Annotated in this window: 9 protein-coding genes and 2 pseudogenes; all 11 read left to right on the top strand. The window is 42.2% G+C overall.

What is annotated here, in order from left to right; all coding sequences use genetic code 11:
• The first annotated feature begins 100 nt into the window (after positions 1-100).
• Positions 101-571 (top strand): hypothetical protein, encoded by a 471-nt coding sequence (locus AB5618_RS10925; RefSeq protein WP_008394496.1) that lies wholly within the window; start codon positions 101-103, stop codon positions 569-571.
• Between the two features lie 197 nt (positions 572-768).
• The gene (locus AB5618_RS10920) at positions 769-1,407 is read left to right on the top strand and encodes a CHC2 zinc finger domain-containing protein (protein ID WP_003864559.1); all 639 of its coding nucleotides are present in this window, start codon (positions 769-771) and stop codon (positions 1,405-1,407) included.
• Positions 1,319-2,695, top strand: a complete 1,377-nt coding sequence (locus tag AB5618_RS10915; protein WP_044930255.1) for a virulence-associated E family protein — start codon at positions 1,319-1,321, stop codon at positions 2,693-2,695. Before AB5618_RS10920 ends, AB5618_RS10915 begins: the two co-directional genes overlap by 89 nt.
• Positions 2,696-2,943: 248 nt before the next feature.
• Positions 2,944-3,141, top strand: a complete 198-nt coding sequence (locus AB5618_RS10910) for a hypothetical protein (RefSeq protein WP_003864557.1) — start codon at positions 2,944-2,946, stop codon at positions 3,139-3,141.
• Positions 3,142-3,188: 47 nt separating this feature from the next.
• Positions 3,189-3,872 (top strand): annotated as a pseudogene (locus tag AB5618_RS10905) (DNA topoisomerase); the annotation flags it as partial.
• Complete coding sequence (locus AB5618_RS10900; protein WP_368366726.1) at positions 3,862-10,599, top strand: SpaA isopeptide-forming pilin-related protein; 6,738 nt, start codon at positions 3,862-3,864, stop codon at positions 10,597-10,599. The pseudogene AB5618_RS10905 and the gene AB5618_RS10900, both read left to right, overlap by 11 nt.
• Positions 10,600-10,662: 63 nt before the next feature.
• The gene (locus AB5618_RS10895; protein WP_110925748.1) at positions 10,663-11,133 is read left to right on the top strand and encodes a helix-turn-helix domain-containing protein; all 471 of its coding nucleotides are present in this window, start codon (positions 10,663-10,665) and stop codon (positions 11,131-11,133) included.
• A 130-nt stretch (positions 11,134-11,263) separates the two neighbouring features.
• Positions 11,264-11,365 carry a putative holin-like toxin gene (locus AB5618_RS10890; RefSeq protein ID WP_015524590.1) on the top strand — a complete coding sequence of 34 codons (102 nt, stop codon included), beginning with the start codon at positions 11,264-11,266 and terminating at the stop codon, positions 11,363-11,365.
• Positions 11,366-11,889: 524 nt separating this feature from the next.
• Positions 11,890-12,018 carry a hypothetical protein gene (locus tag AB5618_RS10885; protein ID WP_259893456.1) on the top strand — a complete coding sequence of 43 codons (129 nt, stop codon included), beginning with the start codon at positions 11,890-11,892 and terminating at the stop codon, positions 12,016-12,018.
• A gap of 362 nt (positions 12,019-12,380) precedes the next feature.
• Positions 12,381-12,791 carry a TnpV protein gene (locus AB5618_RS10880; protein WP_368366725.1) on the top strand — a complete coding sequence of 137 codons (411 nt, stop codon included), beginning with the start codon at positions 12,381-12,383 and terminating at the stop codon, positions 12,789-12,791.
• Between the two features lie 1,649 nt (positions 12,792-14,440).
• Positions 14,441-19,348, top strand: a pseudogene (locus AB5618_RS10875) (SNF2-related protein); the annotation flags it as partial.
• Positions 19,349-19,376 lie beyond the last annotated feature (28 nt).

The raw sequence follows: 19,376 nt of genomic DNA, 5'->3' as shown, positions 1-19,376 counted from the left end.
CCACTGCTTTTTATTAAAGTGTAAAGAAAAACTGCGCCATAGCCTTGGCAGGCCATCGCGCAGCGATTTTGTTCAACTTGAAGTTTAAGGGGATGATATTATGGATTTTGCTATATTTAGATTGTTTATAAGAGTTTCATTATTTGTTATAGCGTTAATTGCTTGCATTATCTATCTAATTAAAAAAAGAAAACTTATCTATTCGATATTTTTTGATAAAGAAGCGATAAAAAAAGAATATACTGGAAAAAATGATATAATATTTCTTCGATTGGCTAATACCATTCTTGTTATAGTAGCTATTCTTTTAATCTTATATTTGAAAGATTTTGTTTTAGATATGCCTTACATCATAAACAAACAGTATAGTTATGCAGAAGGATATGTAACTGAACAATCTCATGGTGGTGCAGATATATCTTCTGAAAGAAGAAGTGTTTTTCTATATGATAAAGTTAAAGATGATGAAATCGAAATCACAGTATTTTCAAGGTATATTGATAAAAATACTTATTTAAAGGTACAATATCTTCCGCATACGAAATATGGTGCTATTGTAGAAATTAAATAATTCATTCTAAAAAGAAAATTTCCAGTTTGTATAACTGGCAACCCAACCACAATTAAATCTTCACAGCTTTGCTAAGCAGGAAATCTGAAAAGGTCTCCTGCTTTTTTGCACCTAAAATTAAATATGGAACTCTAAGGCACTTGCTGTTTTCGTTTTGAAAATGACAGGTGCTTTTTTCGTTTCAGGAAAGGAGTCACATGAATGTATTTGAAGTTGTAAAAGAAAATGTTACTGCCCGACAAGCCGCAGAAGCCTATGGCTTGAAAGTGGGTCGCACAGGTATGGCGTGCTGTCCGTTTCACTCAGATAAGTCCCCCAGTATGAAGCTGGATGAACGCTATTACTGTTTTGGCTGCGGAGCAACCGGAGACGCTGTTGATCTCACAGCGAAGCTATTCGGTATCGGGCTGAGGGAAGCTGCTGTCAAACTTGCTGAAGATTTTGGTCTTAACTATGACAGCCGACAAAAGCCCAGTGTCCGCCCTCGTATTCGTGAGCCGACACCGGAACAGAAGTATCAAAAAGGAGAAAATCATTGCTACAAGGTGCTGACGGATTATTTTCATCTTCTTAGAGAATGGGAAAAGAAATACGCTCCTAAACAGCCGGATGAGGAATGGAATCCCCTGTTTGCAGAAGCACTGCATAAGAAGAACTATATCGAATATCTGCTTGATATTCTTCTGTATGGTTCATTGGAGGAACGAAAAGCACTTGTGGCAGAACAGAGAAAGGAGGTGTTAAAACTTGAACAGCGAATTGCAGAACTGTCAGCAGACAGAACCATGCACAGTAGAAGAAATCCGAAACAGCTTAGAGCAGAGCGAGAAAGGTAAGGTTTATAATACTGCCGCAAATTATAAGCGTGTTCTGCAATATGACCCGCTTTTGAAAGGGGCTATCCGAAAAAATCTTCTGACCGAAAGAATCGACATTGTGAAGCCCCTCGGTTGGTATCGTGACAGCCCGACATTGACGGATGTGGATGTGAAATATCTGCTCCTATATTTTGAAGAAAACTATGGATTGACCGTAGAGAAGAAAATCATAGACGCAGTTGCGGTTATTGCCAATGAAAACCGTTACCACCCTGTCTGTGATTTTCTCAATGCCTTGCAATGGGACGGAACGGAACGCATACGCTTCTGTCTGCACCGCTTTCTCGGTTCTGATACAGATGATTACACCTATGAAGCATTGAAGTTGTTTCTGTTGGGTGCTATCTCACGAGCCTTTAAGCCGGGGTGTAAATTTGAGGTAATGCTCTGTCTTGTAGGCGGTCAGGGAGCCGGAAAGTCCTCTTTCTTCCGTTTGCTTGCGGTCAATGATGACTGGTTCTCTGATGATTTGAAAAAGCTGGATGATGAAAATGTGTACCGCAAAATGCAGGGGCATTGGATTATTGAAATGTCGGAAATGATTGCAACTGCCAACGCTAAGAGCATTGAAGAAATCAAGTCCTTTCTGAGCCGACAAAAGGAAACCTATAAGATACCCTATGAAACACATCCGGCAGACAGAAAACGACAATGTGTGTTTGGAGGTTCTTCTAATACCCTTGACTTTCTTCCCCTTGACCGAACAGGCAACCGCCGCTTCGTTCCGGTTATGGTCTATCCTGAAAGGGCTGAGGTTCATATTTTGGCGGATGAACAGGCTTCCAGAGAGTATATCAATCAGATGTGGGCAGAAGCTATGGAGATTTACAGAAGCGGCAATTTCCGTCTGAGATTCAGTCCGGCTATGAACGCTTATCTGAAAGCCCACCAAAAGGACTTTATGCCGGAGGACACAAAGGCAGGACAGATTTTAGATTATCTGGAACGCTATTCCGGCAGCATAGTCTGCTCCAAACAGCTTTACAAAGAAGCACTGGGGCATGATTATGACGAACCGAAACAATGGGAACTGCGAGAGATCAATGACATTATGAATAACGCTGTCACAGGCTGGAGGGCGTTCAGCAATCCGAGGTATTTTCCAGAGCCTTACCGCAGACAAAAAGGCTGGGAGCGTATCAGGAACGACAACGAGCCTGACAACAGCATGGATGGTTTTCAAGAAATCCCGACAGAGGAAATGGAACAGTTAGGGCTTCCGGAAGAATGGTTGAAGCAAAAATAAAAGCCAGTTGTCGCTTCGGTTGTCGAGCCGGTTGTCGGTCTGGTTGTCGGGTAAAAATCCCGAAAGCCTTGATATTGCGGCACTTTTCCCTCTCTGACAACCATGACAACCAATATTATAAAGAAAAAGGAAATAGTAAAAAGATAGTATCGCCCGATAAAGAAAAAAGGTTTTCTGATGTCCGTTGTCGGAACTTCGTTGTCAGACCTTTCCTTGTCGGGCTTTTTTCATTTAAGGAGGAATATCGTATGACAAATATTGTGAACAGTACACTACCCACCCAAAATAACCATTCGGAGAAAAACAAACCGGATGGAGTTTTTGTGATTAAGCAAGGCAAAACAAATTATAAAGTCAAAGTGTTTTTTGACCATAGTAGCGGTTTGACTGCGGAGGACAGGTTGAAACGCATTATTCAGGCAGAAGCAGAGAGAGAATCTGCGTAAGTAATATGAAAAATATCCACGCACCCCCTTGACAAAAGCTTTCAGAGGATACGCTCCTTAGTGCCATGGAACACGCTGGAAGCTCGGATACGATAGAAGACGCAGAGAGAAAAGGGCTTGGAACTCCGGCTACCAGGGCAGCGATTATTGAAAAACTGATTGAGAAAGGCTTTATTGAGCGTAAAAAGAAGCAGATATTACCTACAGCAGATGGAAGAAATCTGATCAGGATTCTTCCGGAAATGATCAAATCACCAAAACTTACAGCAGAATGGGAAAATGATCTGACACTGATTTCCAGAGGCCAGAAAAATGTAGAAGAATTTCTCTTCGAAATTGAAAAAATGGTTACCAAATTGGTAAGTGATAATGGACAGCCAGTGGAAGAATACCAGAAACTATTTTCAGATGGTCGGAAAGAAATTGGAAAATGCCCAAGATGCGGCAATAAGGTTTATGTGGGAAAGAGAAATTATTATTGTTCAGGAAGTGATTGCAGTTTTACTTTATGGAAAAATAACCGATTTTTTGAGAGTCAGGGAAAAACACTTGATGAAGCAACTGTCAGGAAGCTGCTGAGTGAGAAGCAGGTGCATTTCAAAGATCTGGTATCAGAGAAAACAAAAAGGAAGTATGAAGCAACTATAAAGATGGAGGTTTCAGAAACCGAAAATCCAAAGTTTCAGTTGATTTTCCCGGAACGGAAGAAAGGAAAAAAGAATGAAGAATAAAAAAAATATGAGAAGATTTTTGTCGGGATTCTTGGCAATGCTTACAGTGTTATCTACAATTCTATCTCCAATACTGTCCTATGCGGCAGATGTAGTGCCAGTGCCAGAAGAGCCACCGTTATACGAAGAGGTAAAAAATGAACTTGATGCAGATGAGGTGGTAAAAGCAAAAGATCTGGAACTGGAAACAGGCAGTATTTTTGAAGTGGAGAAAGATTTTACCGGACTGGAAATACCAGATGAAAAAAAGGTGAAGATCACTTTCCATGAGGCAAAAAATGAGGAAAAGCAGGACTTTACAACAGATTACGAAGATACATACAAAGCTGTTTATTATGTAGAGCCAGTAAGTGGCCACCCAATTTATCAGATCAATCGTAAGCTGATTGTAAAGGAAGCGGTGGTGCAGGTTGCTGAATCTGAGAATCAGGAATCTGTAAGCAACCAGGAAGATGAGAATGAAGCAGAAGGCGAGGAACCAGCCATAGGCACTGCAGAGAGTGAAGAACCTGTGCAGGATGAGGTAAATGTAGAAATTCCGTCAGAGGATGAAATCTATGAAGAAGTAACTCCGACAGAAATTCCGGTTGAGGAAGAGCCAATAGATACACCAATCCCGGAAAACCCGTCTGAGGAAGTTTCAACAGAAGAACCTGCCATAGATGATAATCCGGATACAGACAGCACATTTGAAGAAATTACAGATACAGATCCGGAAGAAATGCCAGAGGCGACAGACGACTCTTTTACAGATGGAACAGAGAAAACAGAAGATGCAGATGGAAATTATCAGGTAAATATTGTTCGTGGAGAGGAATTTCATATTGAGCTGAACCATGAAGATGGACAGTATCAGCCAGGAGAAACCGTTGTATTTTCCGGAGATATGCCGCAAGGCAGCTTAATTGCAGTAGGAACAACAAAAGTACAGGCAAACCAGACAGAGAATACAGAAGATTTATTGTATTCAGAGGTGACTTATCACGAAGAATCGGATAAATTCAGTTTTGAAATGCCAGCAGATGACATTGACCTAAGTGTTTCCATGGATCAGGCAGAAAACGGTATCATGTTACTTGCAACCGATACTCCATGGGATGATGCAACAAATATTGAAGCAAATAAATATTACTATTATTCAGATGGCCAGCTTCATCCGTTTGATACAGTTATGGGACAGGGTGGAAATGACAGCTACAAATATGTTCGTTACAAAGCAGGCGGAAAGACTTATACAGTAAATGCGTATTGTATGCAGCACTCCATGCAGTCACCTCCAAGTGGGACAACATATAAAAATATGGTTGAACTGGATGAGGGCGGAGATGATAAGTATCTGCGGAAAGCTTTGTTCTATGGATATGGCGGTCCAGGATGGGGACATACATTCAATGGATATAATGTAAAATCCATCATGGAAAAATATGGATGCAGTTCTGAGACAAGAGCCATGCAGCATTACCTGGTTGACTATTTATATGATGGCGAATCCGGATTTGGAGGTGCGCTTTCTACAACCGCTAAAAATATGCTGAAAGAGATTAAAGCAGCTCTTGCTAAAATGCCTGATCCGACAGCAATGAAACTTCTTCCAGGACTTTCCGTTAATGCAACGGGAAAGGAAACAGAAAGTTTTACCTGGAAGGCAAATGAAGCATTTACCATTACCATTCATCTGGAGAACGGAGTAAGCCTTGTTAATGAAACCACAGGAAAAACGGCATCTGGAAATGTCACTGTAAAGGGTGGAGAGAAATTCCATCTTGTAGCTACAACAGCCAATATGGGTAGCCTGAAAGGAAAGTATGCGATCACATCTAATTTCCCTTTGGATTTCCATGCAATGCTCTTAAAATTGGAGAGTTCACAGGACATTGGTTTTGGCTACTATACAGATTCCTCTGACCTGCAGATTACAGTTGACTGGCCGGAAGAAGCAGTTATTGAAATTACAAAGAAAGATGGCGATACTGGAAAAAATCTGGCCGGAGCCGTGTATGGAGTATATAGTGATAACGCCTGCACAAAGCTGATTGTTAAGATGCCGCCAACAGACAGCAATGGTTCTTCACGTGTAACTCTTACCAAGACACAGGATACTGTTTACTTAAAAGAAATCACAGCACCGGAAGGTTATGTTGTCCAGGCTTCTTCGTATGGAGTGAAATTAGTAGTTGGCAGTACAACCAAACAGACTGTAACGGACAAAGAGCAGAAAGGAAATCTGACCGTTTATAAAGAGGGAGAAGTTTTTGTAGGAGCTGTATCTGATGAAAATGGAACTTCATTCCAGTATGAGAAACGCCGTCAGAAAGGAGCCGTTTATAACGTATATGCTGCCGAGGATATTGTAACAGCAGGTGGAAAAACAGTTTACAAAAAAGGCGCAGAAGTAGCGAAAAATCTGATCACAGATGAGAACGGTTCTGTAACGGTAAAGAATCTTCCGCTTGGAAGCTATAATGTAACAGAAGCACAGGCTCCGGAAAATTTTTATAATGCAAAAGAAACAAAAAAAGTAACCATTTCTTATGCAGGGCAGACTGCAGAAGCGGCTTTCTCAGAGACTACCTTTACAAATGACCGTCAGAAAGCAGTGGTGCAGGTGATAAAGAAAGACAAAGATACTGAAAATACACTATCCGGAGGGCATTTTGCTCTGTTTGCAGCGCAGGATATGAAAACTGTGGATGGAAAAGTAGCAGTAAAAAAAGATGCTCTGATTGAGACTGCAATTACTGGTACTGATGGAAAAGCAGCATTTAAAGCAGATCTTCCAGTGGGATTTTCTTATTATGTAAAAGAAGTCCAGGCTCCGGCTGGTTATGTCAGAAATGAGAAAGATACTTATTCTTTCCAGTTCAGTTATACCAATGATGAACAGGCAAAAATTTCTTTCAGTCATACTTTTGTGAATGACAGGGTCAGTGCTGCAATCTCTTTGAATAAAAAAGATGCCGAGACAAAAGAAAATAAGGCACAGGGAGATGCTTCCCTGGAAAATGCGGTGTATGGACTTTATGCAAGAAACGACATTACCCATCCAGATGGAAAGACAGGCGTTATTTATAAAGCCGGAAGCCAGATTGGTACGCTAACTACCGATAAAGAAGGAAAAGCAAGGATAGAGAATCTTTATCTTGGAGAGTATTACATCAAGGAAATTACCCCATCCGTAGGATATCTGGCAGACGAGCATGAATATGATCTTGTATGCAGTGATGAAGGTGATCTGACAGCGGTTGTAGAAAAAGAGTGTACCTCACTGGAAACGGTGAAGAAACAGCCGTTTGAACTTATTAAAGCTGCCAATAATGGAGACACAGATGCTGCATTACTATCCGGAGCTGGATTTAGTGCATATCTGGTATCTTCTTTGGTGGTAAAAGAGGATGGAAATTATGTTTTTTCCTCTGCAGAGCCGGTTGTGATCGGTGAAAATGGAGCAACGGAAATTTTTACAAATGAGAAAGGCTATGTAAAATCCATTGCAATTCCATATGGAACATATCTGGTGAGAGAAACTACAACACCCCATAATTACAAACCTGTAGATGATTTTATTGTCCGGGTTACAGAGAATAAACCAACAGAGCCGCAGACATGGAGAGTTCTTTTGGATAAAGAATTTTCTGCAAAACTGAAAATTATCAAACAGGATGATGAGACTAAAAAATCTGTTCTAATTCCGGGAACAGAGTTTAAAATTTATGATATGGATCATGAAAAATATGTAGAGCAGGTAACTACATATCCGACAACCGTTACACATATCTCTTATTTCACAGATACAGATGGATATCTGATCCTGCCGCAGAATTTAAAAATCGGTCATTATAGAATCGAAGAGGTAACAGCACCGGACGGTTATACCATTAACAAAAATTATGTCGAAATACAGGTGGACACCAATACCCTGTATCAGACTGATCCGGTATCAGGTGATGCAATCATTGAAGTTGTATATGAGAATCATCCGGTGAAAGGAAAACTCACTGTACAGAAAAAAGGAGAGGTTCTTTCGACCTATAAGAATGATTTTAAGTATGAAGTTCAGAATCTTTCCGGTGCAGTATATGAAGTGTATGCTGCAGAGGATATTTATACAGCTGATTTCCAGAAAGATGACACAGGAAAAAGAATCCTGGAATATGCAAAGGGTGCAAAAGTTGCAGAACTGACAACGGATGAATCCGGAAAAGCAGATCTTGATAATCTGCCTCTAGGAGAATACAAAGTTGTAGAAAAGACTGCACCGGAGGGATTTGTATTAAATGAAGAAGAACAGAAGATTTCTTTCGTCTATGCAGACCAGGATACACCAGTGATCTCACAGAGTGCAGAGTTTATAAATGACCGCCAGAAAGTAGAAGTGTCAGTTGTGAAAAAAGATGCTGAAAATGAGAAAGGGCTTTCTGGAGCAGAGTTTGGTCTTTACGCAAAAGAGGATATAAAAGCAGGGGATAAGGTACTGGTAAAAGCAGACGAACTGCTTACAAAAGCGGTAACAGGTGAAGATGGAAAAACTGTTTTTGAGCAGGATCTGCCATTTGGAATTTATTATATAAAAGAACTGGCAGCACCAGATGGTTTTGTATCTTCAGATGAGCAGATTGAGGTGACTGCGAAATATCAGGGACAGGAAGTAAAAACAGTAAAACTGGAAACCGTTTTTAAGAATGAGCCGACAACAACTGAATTTACGAAATCAGATATTACAACAGGTGTGGAACTTGACGGAGCAACACTGACGGTTTTGGATTCAGACGGAAAAGAAGTAGAAAAATGGACTTCTGTAAAAGGAAAAGCTCATGTAATAAAAAGACTCCATGTGGGAAAAACCTACACACTTCGGGAAGAGTTTGCACCATATGGTTATCTGCAGGCGGAGGAAGTGAAATTTACAGTTTCTGATACTGCAGATGTTCAAAAAGTAGAAATGAAGGATGCTGTTCCGGTTGGACGAATCATCATCAATAAAAAAGGTGAATTTGTCAAAGAAGTTACCTGGAAAGATATGCTGGCAGGCGGCATGGACGCAGCATTTGGCTATGTTACAGGTTCTTTGAAAGATGTTACTTTTGAAATTTATGCAGCGGAGGATATCAAGGCTGCAGATGGGGAAAGCAGTGATTATTATAAAAAGGACGAACTGGTAGCAACAATTACGACAGATGCTCTTGGATATGCAAGATCAGAAGATCTTCCTTTAGGCAAATATTATGTAAAGGAAAAAGAGACGGCGGATGGATATGTTCTGGATGGAGAAATCAGAGAGGTTGATCTGACTTATCGTGATCAGAATACTCCGGTTGTGACTTATGATGAGGACTGGCAGAATAACCGCCAGAAAGCAAAAGTAACTGTAGTTAAGAAAGAAAAAAATACAGACCGTGTTCTGGAAGGCGGAGTATTTGCACTTTATACAAAGAATGATATTTTAAATGCAGAAGGCGAAGTAATCCTGAAAGCAGATACCATGATCGAGCAGAAAGCTACGGATCAGGATGGAAGGATTGTATTTACGGCAGATCTTCCAATCAATGGCAGCTACTATGTAAAAGAAGTGCAGGCTCCTGCTGGATTTGTGACAACAGAAGAAATCAAGGAATTTGATTTTGCTTATGCGGGAGAAGAGGTTGCAGAAGTATCCTTTGAGTTCACTTATGAAGATGAGCCAACTACTTTTGAAATCACAAAATCAGATATTACAACCGGGGAAGAATTACCAGGTGCAAAACTGAAAGTATCCGATTCAGAGGGAAACGTTGTGGATGAGTGGACATCCGGAAGCACACCACACATCATTAAGGAACTGGAAGTTGGAAAGAAATATACATTAACAGAGACAATTCCTGCTGATGGCTATGCAACTGCAGAATCCATTACGTTTGTAGTAGAAAATACTGCAGATATACAGAAAGTAGAAATGCAGGACGATACAACAAAAATTCTGATCAGTAAGGTGGATATGACAGATGGAAGCAGCGAGGTCAAAGGTGCGAAGCTGTATATCCTTAATGAAAACCAGGAAGTTATGGAAAGCTGGACGTCTGGTGATCAGCACCATTATGTGGAGAAACTTCCAATCGGTACTTATACATTATTGGAGGAAACAGCACCGAAGGGTTACATTGTGGCAAATAAAGTGACATTTGAGATTAAGGACACCGGAGATATTCAGGGAACCAAAATGGAAGATGAACAGGCAATGGGCAAGGTGATCTTAAATAAAACAGATAAAGATACCAAGAAGCCAATGAAAGGTGTAGAATTTGCCCTTTGTGACAGTAAAGGTAAAGTTCTGGAAACTCTGGTAACAGACAGTGCCGGCCATGCAGAATCAAAGAATTATCCGATTGCGACTTTTAAGAATGGGCAGTATAAAAAAGCAATCACATATATCCTGAAAGAAACAAAAACACTGGATGGCTATCAGCTTGATGAAACCGAGCATAAGATTCAGTTTGAATATGTCAATGACCGTACTCCTGTGATTGAATATACTCTAGATCTGACAAATAAGAAAGCTCCGGAAAAAGACACTCCGGAAACATCAGAAAACCAGGGAGTCAGCACTCCTGTTTCCCATGGTTCTGATGCGACTTCTGTATCCAATTCACCAAAAACAGGAGATAATACAAATATTGCTATTTTTGTGCTGGCGCTTGCAGTATCAGCAGGATGTCTGGGAACTGTAGTGACAGTTAAGAGAAAACGCAAATGATAATATAAATAGTGTTCTGGGGCTGTGGTTACTGCACAGCCCCATTTTGAAAAGGAGAAGAAATTGAAATTAGGAGCAAGAATAAGAAAAATCCGTATGTTTCGCAACATAACTCAAAAGGAATTGGGACGCAGGTTAGGATATGGGGAAAGTAGTGCGGATGTGAGAATCGCCCAATATGAAAGTGGACAGCGTACACCGAAGCAGGAAACGCTTATCCGGATAGCAGAAATATTGGAAGTTGATGTCCGGAATTTTTTAAGTCCTGGAATTGCGACAATGGACGAATTAATGGAAACTTTATTCTGGATGGATGAAGAAAATAGAGGGCTTTTTCATCTGTTCCTGCTAAATGATTCAGAAAGTGAAACAGTTGGAATCACAATAAGGGATAAAAAAACAATGTCTTATCTGCAGGAATGGATGGGGAAAAAGCAGAAACTGGGCGATGGAAGAATCACAGAAGAGGAATATCTGGAATGGAAACTGCATTGGCCAGAGGATAAGAGAAAAACAGAATATAAAACCGTATGAAGTAAAAAGGAATTGCTTTGCGGAGAGTTACCTGTTAGAATATTACTGGAGTAACCGTGTACAGGGTTGGTAAAAACCTCCTGGATTTTCAGATCCCGTTAAGGGATACAGAAGAAGGGAGGTGGAGCGAATGGATACATACGAAGTCTTGAGCTTATTGTTCTTAGGCGGTACGTTTCTGATTGCTTTGCTTGCCTATTTGGATAATAGGGACAACAAGCGAAAAAAATAGCCTACCCTGTCTGCCAACAGGATAGGCAGCTCTCTTTGAGAGCAAAATAAATTAAAACCTAATCCAGGAGCATCCACCTTGTGGGCGGTTACTCTTTTCAATTAGAATATAGCATTTTCTCTCCGAAAAGTAAAGTACATTTTATGCAGCCAATTCTAAAAAGAGTAGGCTGTTTTTTATTGACAGGAGGGAAGTTAAATGTCTAAACTACAGGACATCCGAAACTTGATACAGGAACATGCCGTATCAGTGAGCAGTTCGCCAGGGGATTGGATGGATTATATGGACACAGCATCAAGGTTATATCGGTATTCTTTTTCAGACCAGCTTCTGATCCATGCACAGCGTCCAGACGCAACAGCCTGTGCATCACTGGAACTATGGAATGAAAAGATGTTACGCTGGGTAAATCGTGGTGCAAGAGGAATTGCCCTGTTTGATGAAACCTGGCAGAACACCAAACTTCGTTATGTGTTTGATATTTCGGACACCCACATGGTAGCCGGAGGCAGAAGCCCGTATCTGTGGCAGATGCAGGAACACCAGAGAGAAGAGATCCTTACGCATCTGGAAGAGGTCTATGGTCTGGAAGAAAAGGATACGGCAACCTTGCAGGACGCATTGATGGCGGTCGCAAGGGAGATGGTCAGTGACAATCTGGAAGAATATCTGGATGGATTGGAATATGCAGTAGAAAATACTTATCTGGAAGATTTGGATGAGGTGACGATCCGCAGTGATTTCCGTCAGCTGGTAACAGACAGTGTTTACTATATGCTTTCCAGACGATGTGGGATTGAGCCAATGGAACTTCTGGAAGAAGAGGATTTCATGCACATCACAGATTACAACCATCTGTCTGCCCTTACATTCCTTGGAAATGCAGTGAGTCAGCTCAGTGAGAGTATTCTGATCGATATTGGAAGAATTGTACATAAAATTTCTCTGGAAGAAGCGAGAAAAGAGGTTGAAATTTCAAAGGAAAGGAATTATAATAACTTTACCACGTTAATGCATGAAACTAAAAACCGGGATGCAGAAACGAAAAAAGAAGAAAATATTGAAAATGAAGGAGGAACCGATTATGGAACTGACATATCATCGCAAGGGAGATTACCTGTTTCCGAATCTGACCGTCGAAGAGGAAGAAGTGACGATCGGGAAATACGGGATGCTGCGGAGGACATTTCTGAAGGAACACAAGAACAGCCTTTATCAGAGCCTGTTCCTGACCGGGAAGCTGAACAGCCATCTGGAACAGATCGAGAAAGCAGCACAGGAGAGAATGGACAGCCAGATGGAGAAATTACTGGAGAAGAATCCGGCACCGGACAAGGAAGCAGATCCGATGGCATGGACAGCACACATGAACGCACTGATGGCAACAGCGGAAGAGAGCATCTTGACGGAATTGGTATACAGTTAGTCGAAGATACAAGAGAAGATGGATTGAGTAAAGCAGAGGAAGAGATCGCCTCTGCTTTATCTTTGCCCGAATATCCAACCGCAAATGAACAAAGACGGCAGATCGAGGAAAGGGCAGCTGCCCTTTATGCCGGAGAAATCCCGATTCCAGAGGAAGTTGTTGATGAGATCTTACGGACAGGAGGAAACCGGAAAGCCAGCCAGCTCCGGATCATCTATAATTTCATGAGCGAACAGACACCGGAGGAATATACGGAGTTTGTAAAGCGTGAATACCGTAAAGGTGGAAAAGGCTTTCAGATTGATGGAAATGAATATTCAGTCTGGTTTGATGAAACTGGGATGCAGATCTCAGTGGGGCATACGGTTACAGACCATATCTTAGATAAGGCATTTTTATCATGGGAGGATGTCAGCGGACGTATCCATCAGCTTTTAGACCAGGGTGAATATGCACCACAGTCTGTATTGGATGCGGCAAGAAGTAATGCAGTAAAAGAACACGCCCAGGCTCTTGCCTATATGAAAGGGGATATGGCAGAAGGAGTAGCGGAGATTGTCTTTGACGAAGAGGACTTACCACATCTTCGCAGTATTTATCCAGAGATCACGGATTATTTAGAAGAAAAAATAGAAGATCCCCAGTGGCTTTCGGAACTGAATGAGAGACTGGATGCACTGGCAGAAGCCTATGAAATGGACAGCTCTCTTATGCGTTTCCATCACTATAATCCGATAAATATCTCAAAGCAGTTTCAGAAGTTTGCTGCGGAGGTCATCCCTTATCAGGCAAGAGATGGGTTTGCATGGAAAGAACATCAGATGTTCATTACCCAGGATGAGATAGATGCTTTTCTCGCAAGGGGTGGCCCTTATTCAAAAGATAGGCTCAAAACTTATTCTTTTTATTTGTTAAATGAAAATGAAAAATCCAGAACGGATTTTATTAAAGAAAAGTATGGAACCAATAAAAGGATTCATGCACTGCCTGATGTAGATGAGTTTTATGTAAATTATGATAGGAAAGGACTGCTTCTTGCAAGAGGTGATGATAATAGTCCATATACTTCAATTTCATTATCTTGGAAGAAAGTTGCCAATAGAATATCCTATCTGATAAAGAACGACCAGTTCCTGCAGGCAGAAGATTATGTCCATATGTCGGAGTATGAACGGGAACAGATGGCGAATAAGATACTTAGTTTTTATGCTCGTCTTCCGGAAGGAATAGACAGACCATTTACCAATGACTTTTTTGGGGATGTGTCGAGAGCAGAATTGATGGCAGTGTTGGAAGGAACAGAGCAGACAGAGGAACTGTTACAGAAGATGGATGCGGCATTGGCAGCTCTGCCATTGGATTTTGAAGCATATGGGACAAACTATCAGCAGAAAACAGAACTTCTTTCGGAACTTCATCAGTATGTAGAGGGGACTTACACAATATTCCCAACACCGGAAGCAGAACCATCCTTTGCGGGGCCGTCTGGTCATCAGATGACCATGTTTGATTTCTTAGATACTAAGTCGGTAACAGAACCGACCGTAGTAGATATGTCAGATGTAGAGGAAATAGAAGAGGAAGAGGTTACTGCCAAAGAAGATATTCCGGAAAGTCAGGAACAGGAAAAAGCTGTGTTAGAACCACACAACTTCCGTATCCAGGATAATGACCTTGGTGCAGGCGGTCCGAAGGCAAAGTATAAAACAAATATGGAAGCCATCCATTTGTTGCAGACTTTGGAGAAAGAAGAACGTCTGGCAACACCCGAAGAACAGGAAATCTTATCCCGTTATGTTGGATGGGGTGGCATCCCACAGGCATTTGAGGAGAGTAACAGCAGCTGGGCGAATGAGTATCTGGAATTAAAGAATACCTTATCATCAGAAGAATACAGTGCAGCAAGGGCATCGACCTTAAACGCTTTTTATACGTCCCCGACCGTGATCCGAAGTATGTATGAAGTACTGGAAAATATGGGACTGAAACAGGGAAATATTTTGGAACCGTCCTGTGGTGTCGGTAACTTTATGGGACTGATCCCGGAGAGTATGGGCAAAGCCAATATGTATGGTGTGGAACTTGACCCGGTTTCGGGCAGGATCGCAAAACAGCTTTACCAGAAAAATAAGATTGCAGTACAGGGATTTGAGGAAACCAGTTATCCGGACAGCTTTTTCGACTGTGTGATAGGCAATGTTCCATTTGGGGCGTATCAGGTCAGTGACCGCAGATATGACCGGCATCATTTTATGATCCATGATTATTTTATTGCAAAATCCCTTGATCTGGTGCGTCCGGGCGGCGTAGTTGCAGTGGTAACTTCCAGTGGAACGATGGATAAGCAGAATCCGGCAGTGAGACAGTATATCGCAAACCGGGCAGAACTGCTTGGAGCCATCCGATTACCGAATAATGCATTCCAGAGAAATGCCAATACCAGCGTTGTTTCTGATATTCTGTTTTTCCAGAAAAGGGACAGGGCATCCATTGAGGAACCGGAATGGTTAAATCTAAAGGAAACACAGGAAGGCTATTCAGTCAATGCTTATTTTGCAGAGCATCCGGAAATGGTGCTTGGTGAGTTTACTACAGAAAGTACCCAGTATGGAAAGCAGGAAGTGACCGTAAAACCAAAAGAAGGAATTACCTTAGAAGAACAGTTAAAAGAAGCCGTCCAGAATATCCATGGCACGATCACGGAACTGGAACTTTCGGATACAGAGCTGGAGGAGGATGTTGTCTCTATCCCGGCAGACCCGGAGGTAAAGAATTTCAGTTTTACCGTAGTGAATGATGAAGTCTATTACCGGGAAAATTCTGTGATGAACCGCATGGAGCTTCCGGCAATGACAGCGGAACGTGTCAAAGGGATGGTGAAGATCCGTGATGTTACGAATGAACTGATCCAGTGTCAAATGGAAGAGGGAAGCGCTGAACAGATCACAAAGCTGCAGGAAAAACTCAATGAAGAATATGATGCCTTTACAGCAAAATATGGTCTTATCAGCAGCAATGCCAATAAGCGGGCATTCAGCCAGGACAGCAGCTATTGTCTTTTGACTTCTCTGGAATTTCTGGATGATAAGGGAGAACTGAAACGGAAAGCGGATATTTTTACCAAAAGGACAATCCGCAGGGCAGAAACGGTAACTTCTGTAGATACTGCCAGTGAAGCACTTGCGGTTTCTATCGGTGAGAGGGCAGGCGTTGACCTTTCCTATATGGCACAGCTTTCCGGGAAAACAGAAGAGAAGCTTACCGAAGAACTGGCGGGGGTAATCTTTAAGAATCCGATTAGTGAAAAATGGGAGCCATCGGACGAATATCTTTCTGGAAATGTAAGAGAGAAACTGCAGATCGCCAAACAGTTTGCAGAAGATCACCCAGAATATCAGGTGAATGTGCAGTATTTGGAGCAGGTACAGCCAAAAGATCTGGATGCGTCAGAGATTGAGGCAAGACTTGGAGCAACCTGGATTTCAGAGAACTATATCACACAGTTCATGGCAGAGACATTCCATACACCAAGATATTATGTAGGGAGCAAGGTCAAAGTCCAGTATGCCGAAGTGACCGGACAATGGAATGTTATGGGAAAGAATGTGGACAGCTACGGAAATGCCCTTGTCACTTCCACTTATGGAACACAGAGAGCCAATGCCTACCGTCTTTTGGAAGATGCCTTAAACCTTAGAGATACCAAGATTTATGACACGGTACAGGATGCCGAGGGGGAACACCGGGAATTAAACCGGAAGGAAACAATGCTGGCACAGCAGAAGCAGGAGCTGATCAAAGAGGAATTTAAAGAGTGGATATTTAAAGACCTGCACCGACGGGAAGATCTCTGTAAGATTTATAATGAACGATTTAACAGCATCCGTCCACGGGAATATGATGGAAGCCATATTCAGTTTGTCGGCATGAACCCGGAGATCACCTTGATGCCGCATCAGAAAAACGCAGTGGCTCATGTGCTGTATGGAAATAATACGTTACTGGCTCATTGCGTAGGAGCAGGAAAGACGTTCCAGATGATCGCAGCCGGTATGGAATCAAAACGGCTGGGACTCTCACAAAAGAATCTTTATGTTGTGCCAAACCATCTGACCGAGCAGTGGGGCAGTGATTTCCTACGTCTCTATCCGGGAGCAAATATCCTGGTGGCAACGAAGAAAGACTTTGAGCCGGCAAACCGAAAACGGTTCTGTTCCCGTATTGCGACAGGGGATTATGATGCCGTGATCATCGGCCATACGCAGTTTGAGAAAATCCCTCTTTCAAGAGAACGGCAGATTGCCATGCTGGAAGATCAGATCGCAGATATTACGTTTTCCATTGAAGAAGCGGCACATCAGGCAGGGCAGAATTATACCATCAAGCAGTTGGAAAAAACAAAGAAGAGTCTGCAGGCGAGGATGAAGAAACTCAATGACCAGACCAGAAAGGATGATGTGGTAACTTTTGAGCAGTTGGGTGTAGACCGGCTGTTTGTGGATGAGAGCCATAGTTTTAAGAACCTTTTTTTGTATACAAAAATGCGGAATGTGGCGGGTATCTCACAGACGGATGCACAGAAAAGTTCGGATATGTTTATGAAATGCCGGTATATGGATGAACTGACAGGCGGCAGAGGAATCACCTTTGCTACAGGTACTCCTGTATCAAATAGTATGACCGAGCTTTACACTATCATGCGTTATCTCCAGTATGACACACTCATGCGTATGGGTATGGGACACTTTGATTCCTGGGCGGCAACGTTTGGGGAGACAGTAACCGCAATCGAATTATCACCGGAAGGAACGGGCTATCGTGCGAAAACACGGTTTGCCCGTTTTTTTAATCTTCCAGAGCTGATCTCCATTTTTAAGGAAGCTGCGGATATTCAGACATCGGATATGCTGAATCTTCCTGTACCGGAAGCAGAGTTTATCAATGAAGTCTTAAAACCAAGTGAAGAACAGCAGGAAATGGTCAGTGCCTTTTCGGAACGTGCGGAAGAAGTAAGAGCCGGTCTTGTGAATCCAACGGTGGACAACATGCTCAAGATTACCAATGACGGAAGAAAATGTGCATTGGATCAGAGGCTATTAAATGAACTCCTTCCGGATGCAGAAAAAAGCAAGGTCAATACCTGTGTGGAAAATGCTTTTCAGGTATGGGACGAGGGAAAAGCAGATCGGACAACACAGCTGATCTTCTGTGACTTGTCTACTCCAAAAGGGGATGGGACTTTCAATGTATATGATGATGTCCGAAACAAACTGGTTGCCAGGGGAATCCCGAAAGAAGAGATTGCGTTTATCCATGAATACAACACGGAGACAAAGAAAGCAGATTTGTTTGCAAAGGTACGGGCCGGGCAGGTGAGAATCCTTATGGGTTCCACTCCAAAACTCGGTGCTGGTACCAACGTACAGGACAGGCTCATTGCCCTCCATCACCTTGACTGTCCGTGGAAGCCGTCTGATCTGGAACAGCAGGAAGGACGTATTTTAAGACAGGGAAACCAGAATGACAAAGTAAAGATATTCCGGTATGTGACGGAGAACACTTTTGATGCGTATATGTGGCAGATTTTGGAGAATAAGCAGAAGTTCATCAGCCAGATCATGACCAGTAAATCACCAGTCAGGGCTTGTGAAGATGTGGATGATACGGCACTGTCCTATGCGGAAATAAAGGCACTTGCCACAGGCAATCCGTACATTAAAGAAAAAATGGATCTGGATGTGCAGGTGAGTAAGCTGAAACTCTTAAAGGCAAACCATACCAGTCAGATTTACCGTCTGGAATCCGATATTGCAAAGAATTTCCCGGTACAGATCAGTGCATTGAAAGAGCGGATTGCCGGGATGCAGGTGGATTCGCAGGTAGTAAAAAGCGTGGATTTACAGGATAATGACACGTTTGCCATGACGGTAGGGAATGTTCTTTATGAAGATAAGAAAGAAGCAGGCGAAGCGTTGATTGCCGCCTGTGCAGGGTTAAAAACCGTCAGCACCGGCGGAAAAGTTGGGGAATATCATGGGTTTACGTTATCTGCTTCCTACAATATGTTTTCCAATGTGTTTGAACTGACGATCAAAGGAAAATGCTCTTATAAGCTGGAGATTGGAAAAGACCCGGTAGGAAATATGCAGCGTATCCATAACACCCTTTCTTCTATCGACAGGAAGCTGACGGAAAGTGAGCAGAAATTGGAAACTGTACAACAGCAGCTTGCTACTGCACAGGAAGAGGTAAAGAAGCCATTCCCGAAAGAAGCAGAGCTGAATGAAAAGATGGAACGATTATCCGAGTTAAATGCCCTGCTGAACATGGATGAAAAGGGCAATGAGACGATTATGGCAGATGAGGATATTGGCAGAGAAGGAAGCAGCACAGACAGCAGGGATGCCGTAGAAGAAAAAGAACTTCCGGAAACAGCAGACAGAATCCATAAGCCGTCTATTCTGAAACGCTTAAAACAGGAGAAGGCACAGCAGAATACAGCGGAACCGACCGTTACACAGAAAGCTGCAAAGAAAAAACACGAACAGGAGTTATAAAAGATTTCCCGTCAGAGTTTTCTCTGGC

Origin of the sequence: Ruminococcus sp. J1101004sp1_RTP21198st1_B9_RTP21198_201120 (genome assembly GCF_040924245.1) — a bacterium.
GTDB lineage: Bacteria > Bacillota > Clostridia > Lachnospirales > Lachnospiraceae > Blautia_A > Blautia_A faecis.
Note: the sequence above shows the minus strand (reverse complement) of the source record. Positions and strands in the feature narration are given on the sequence as shown.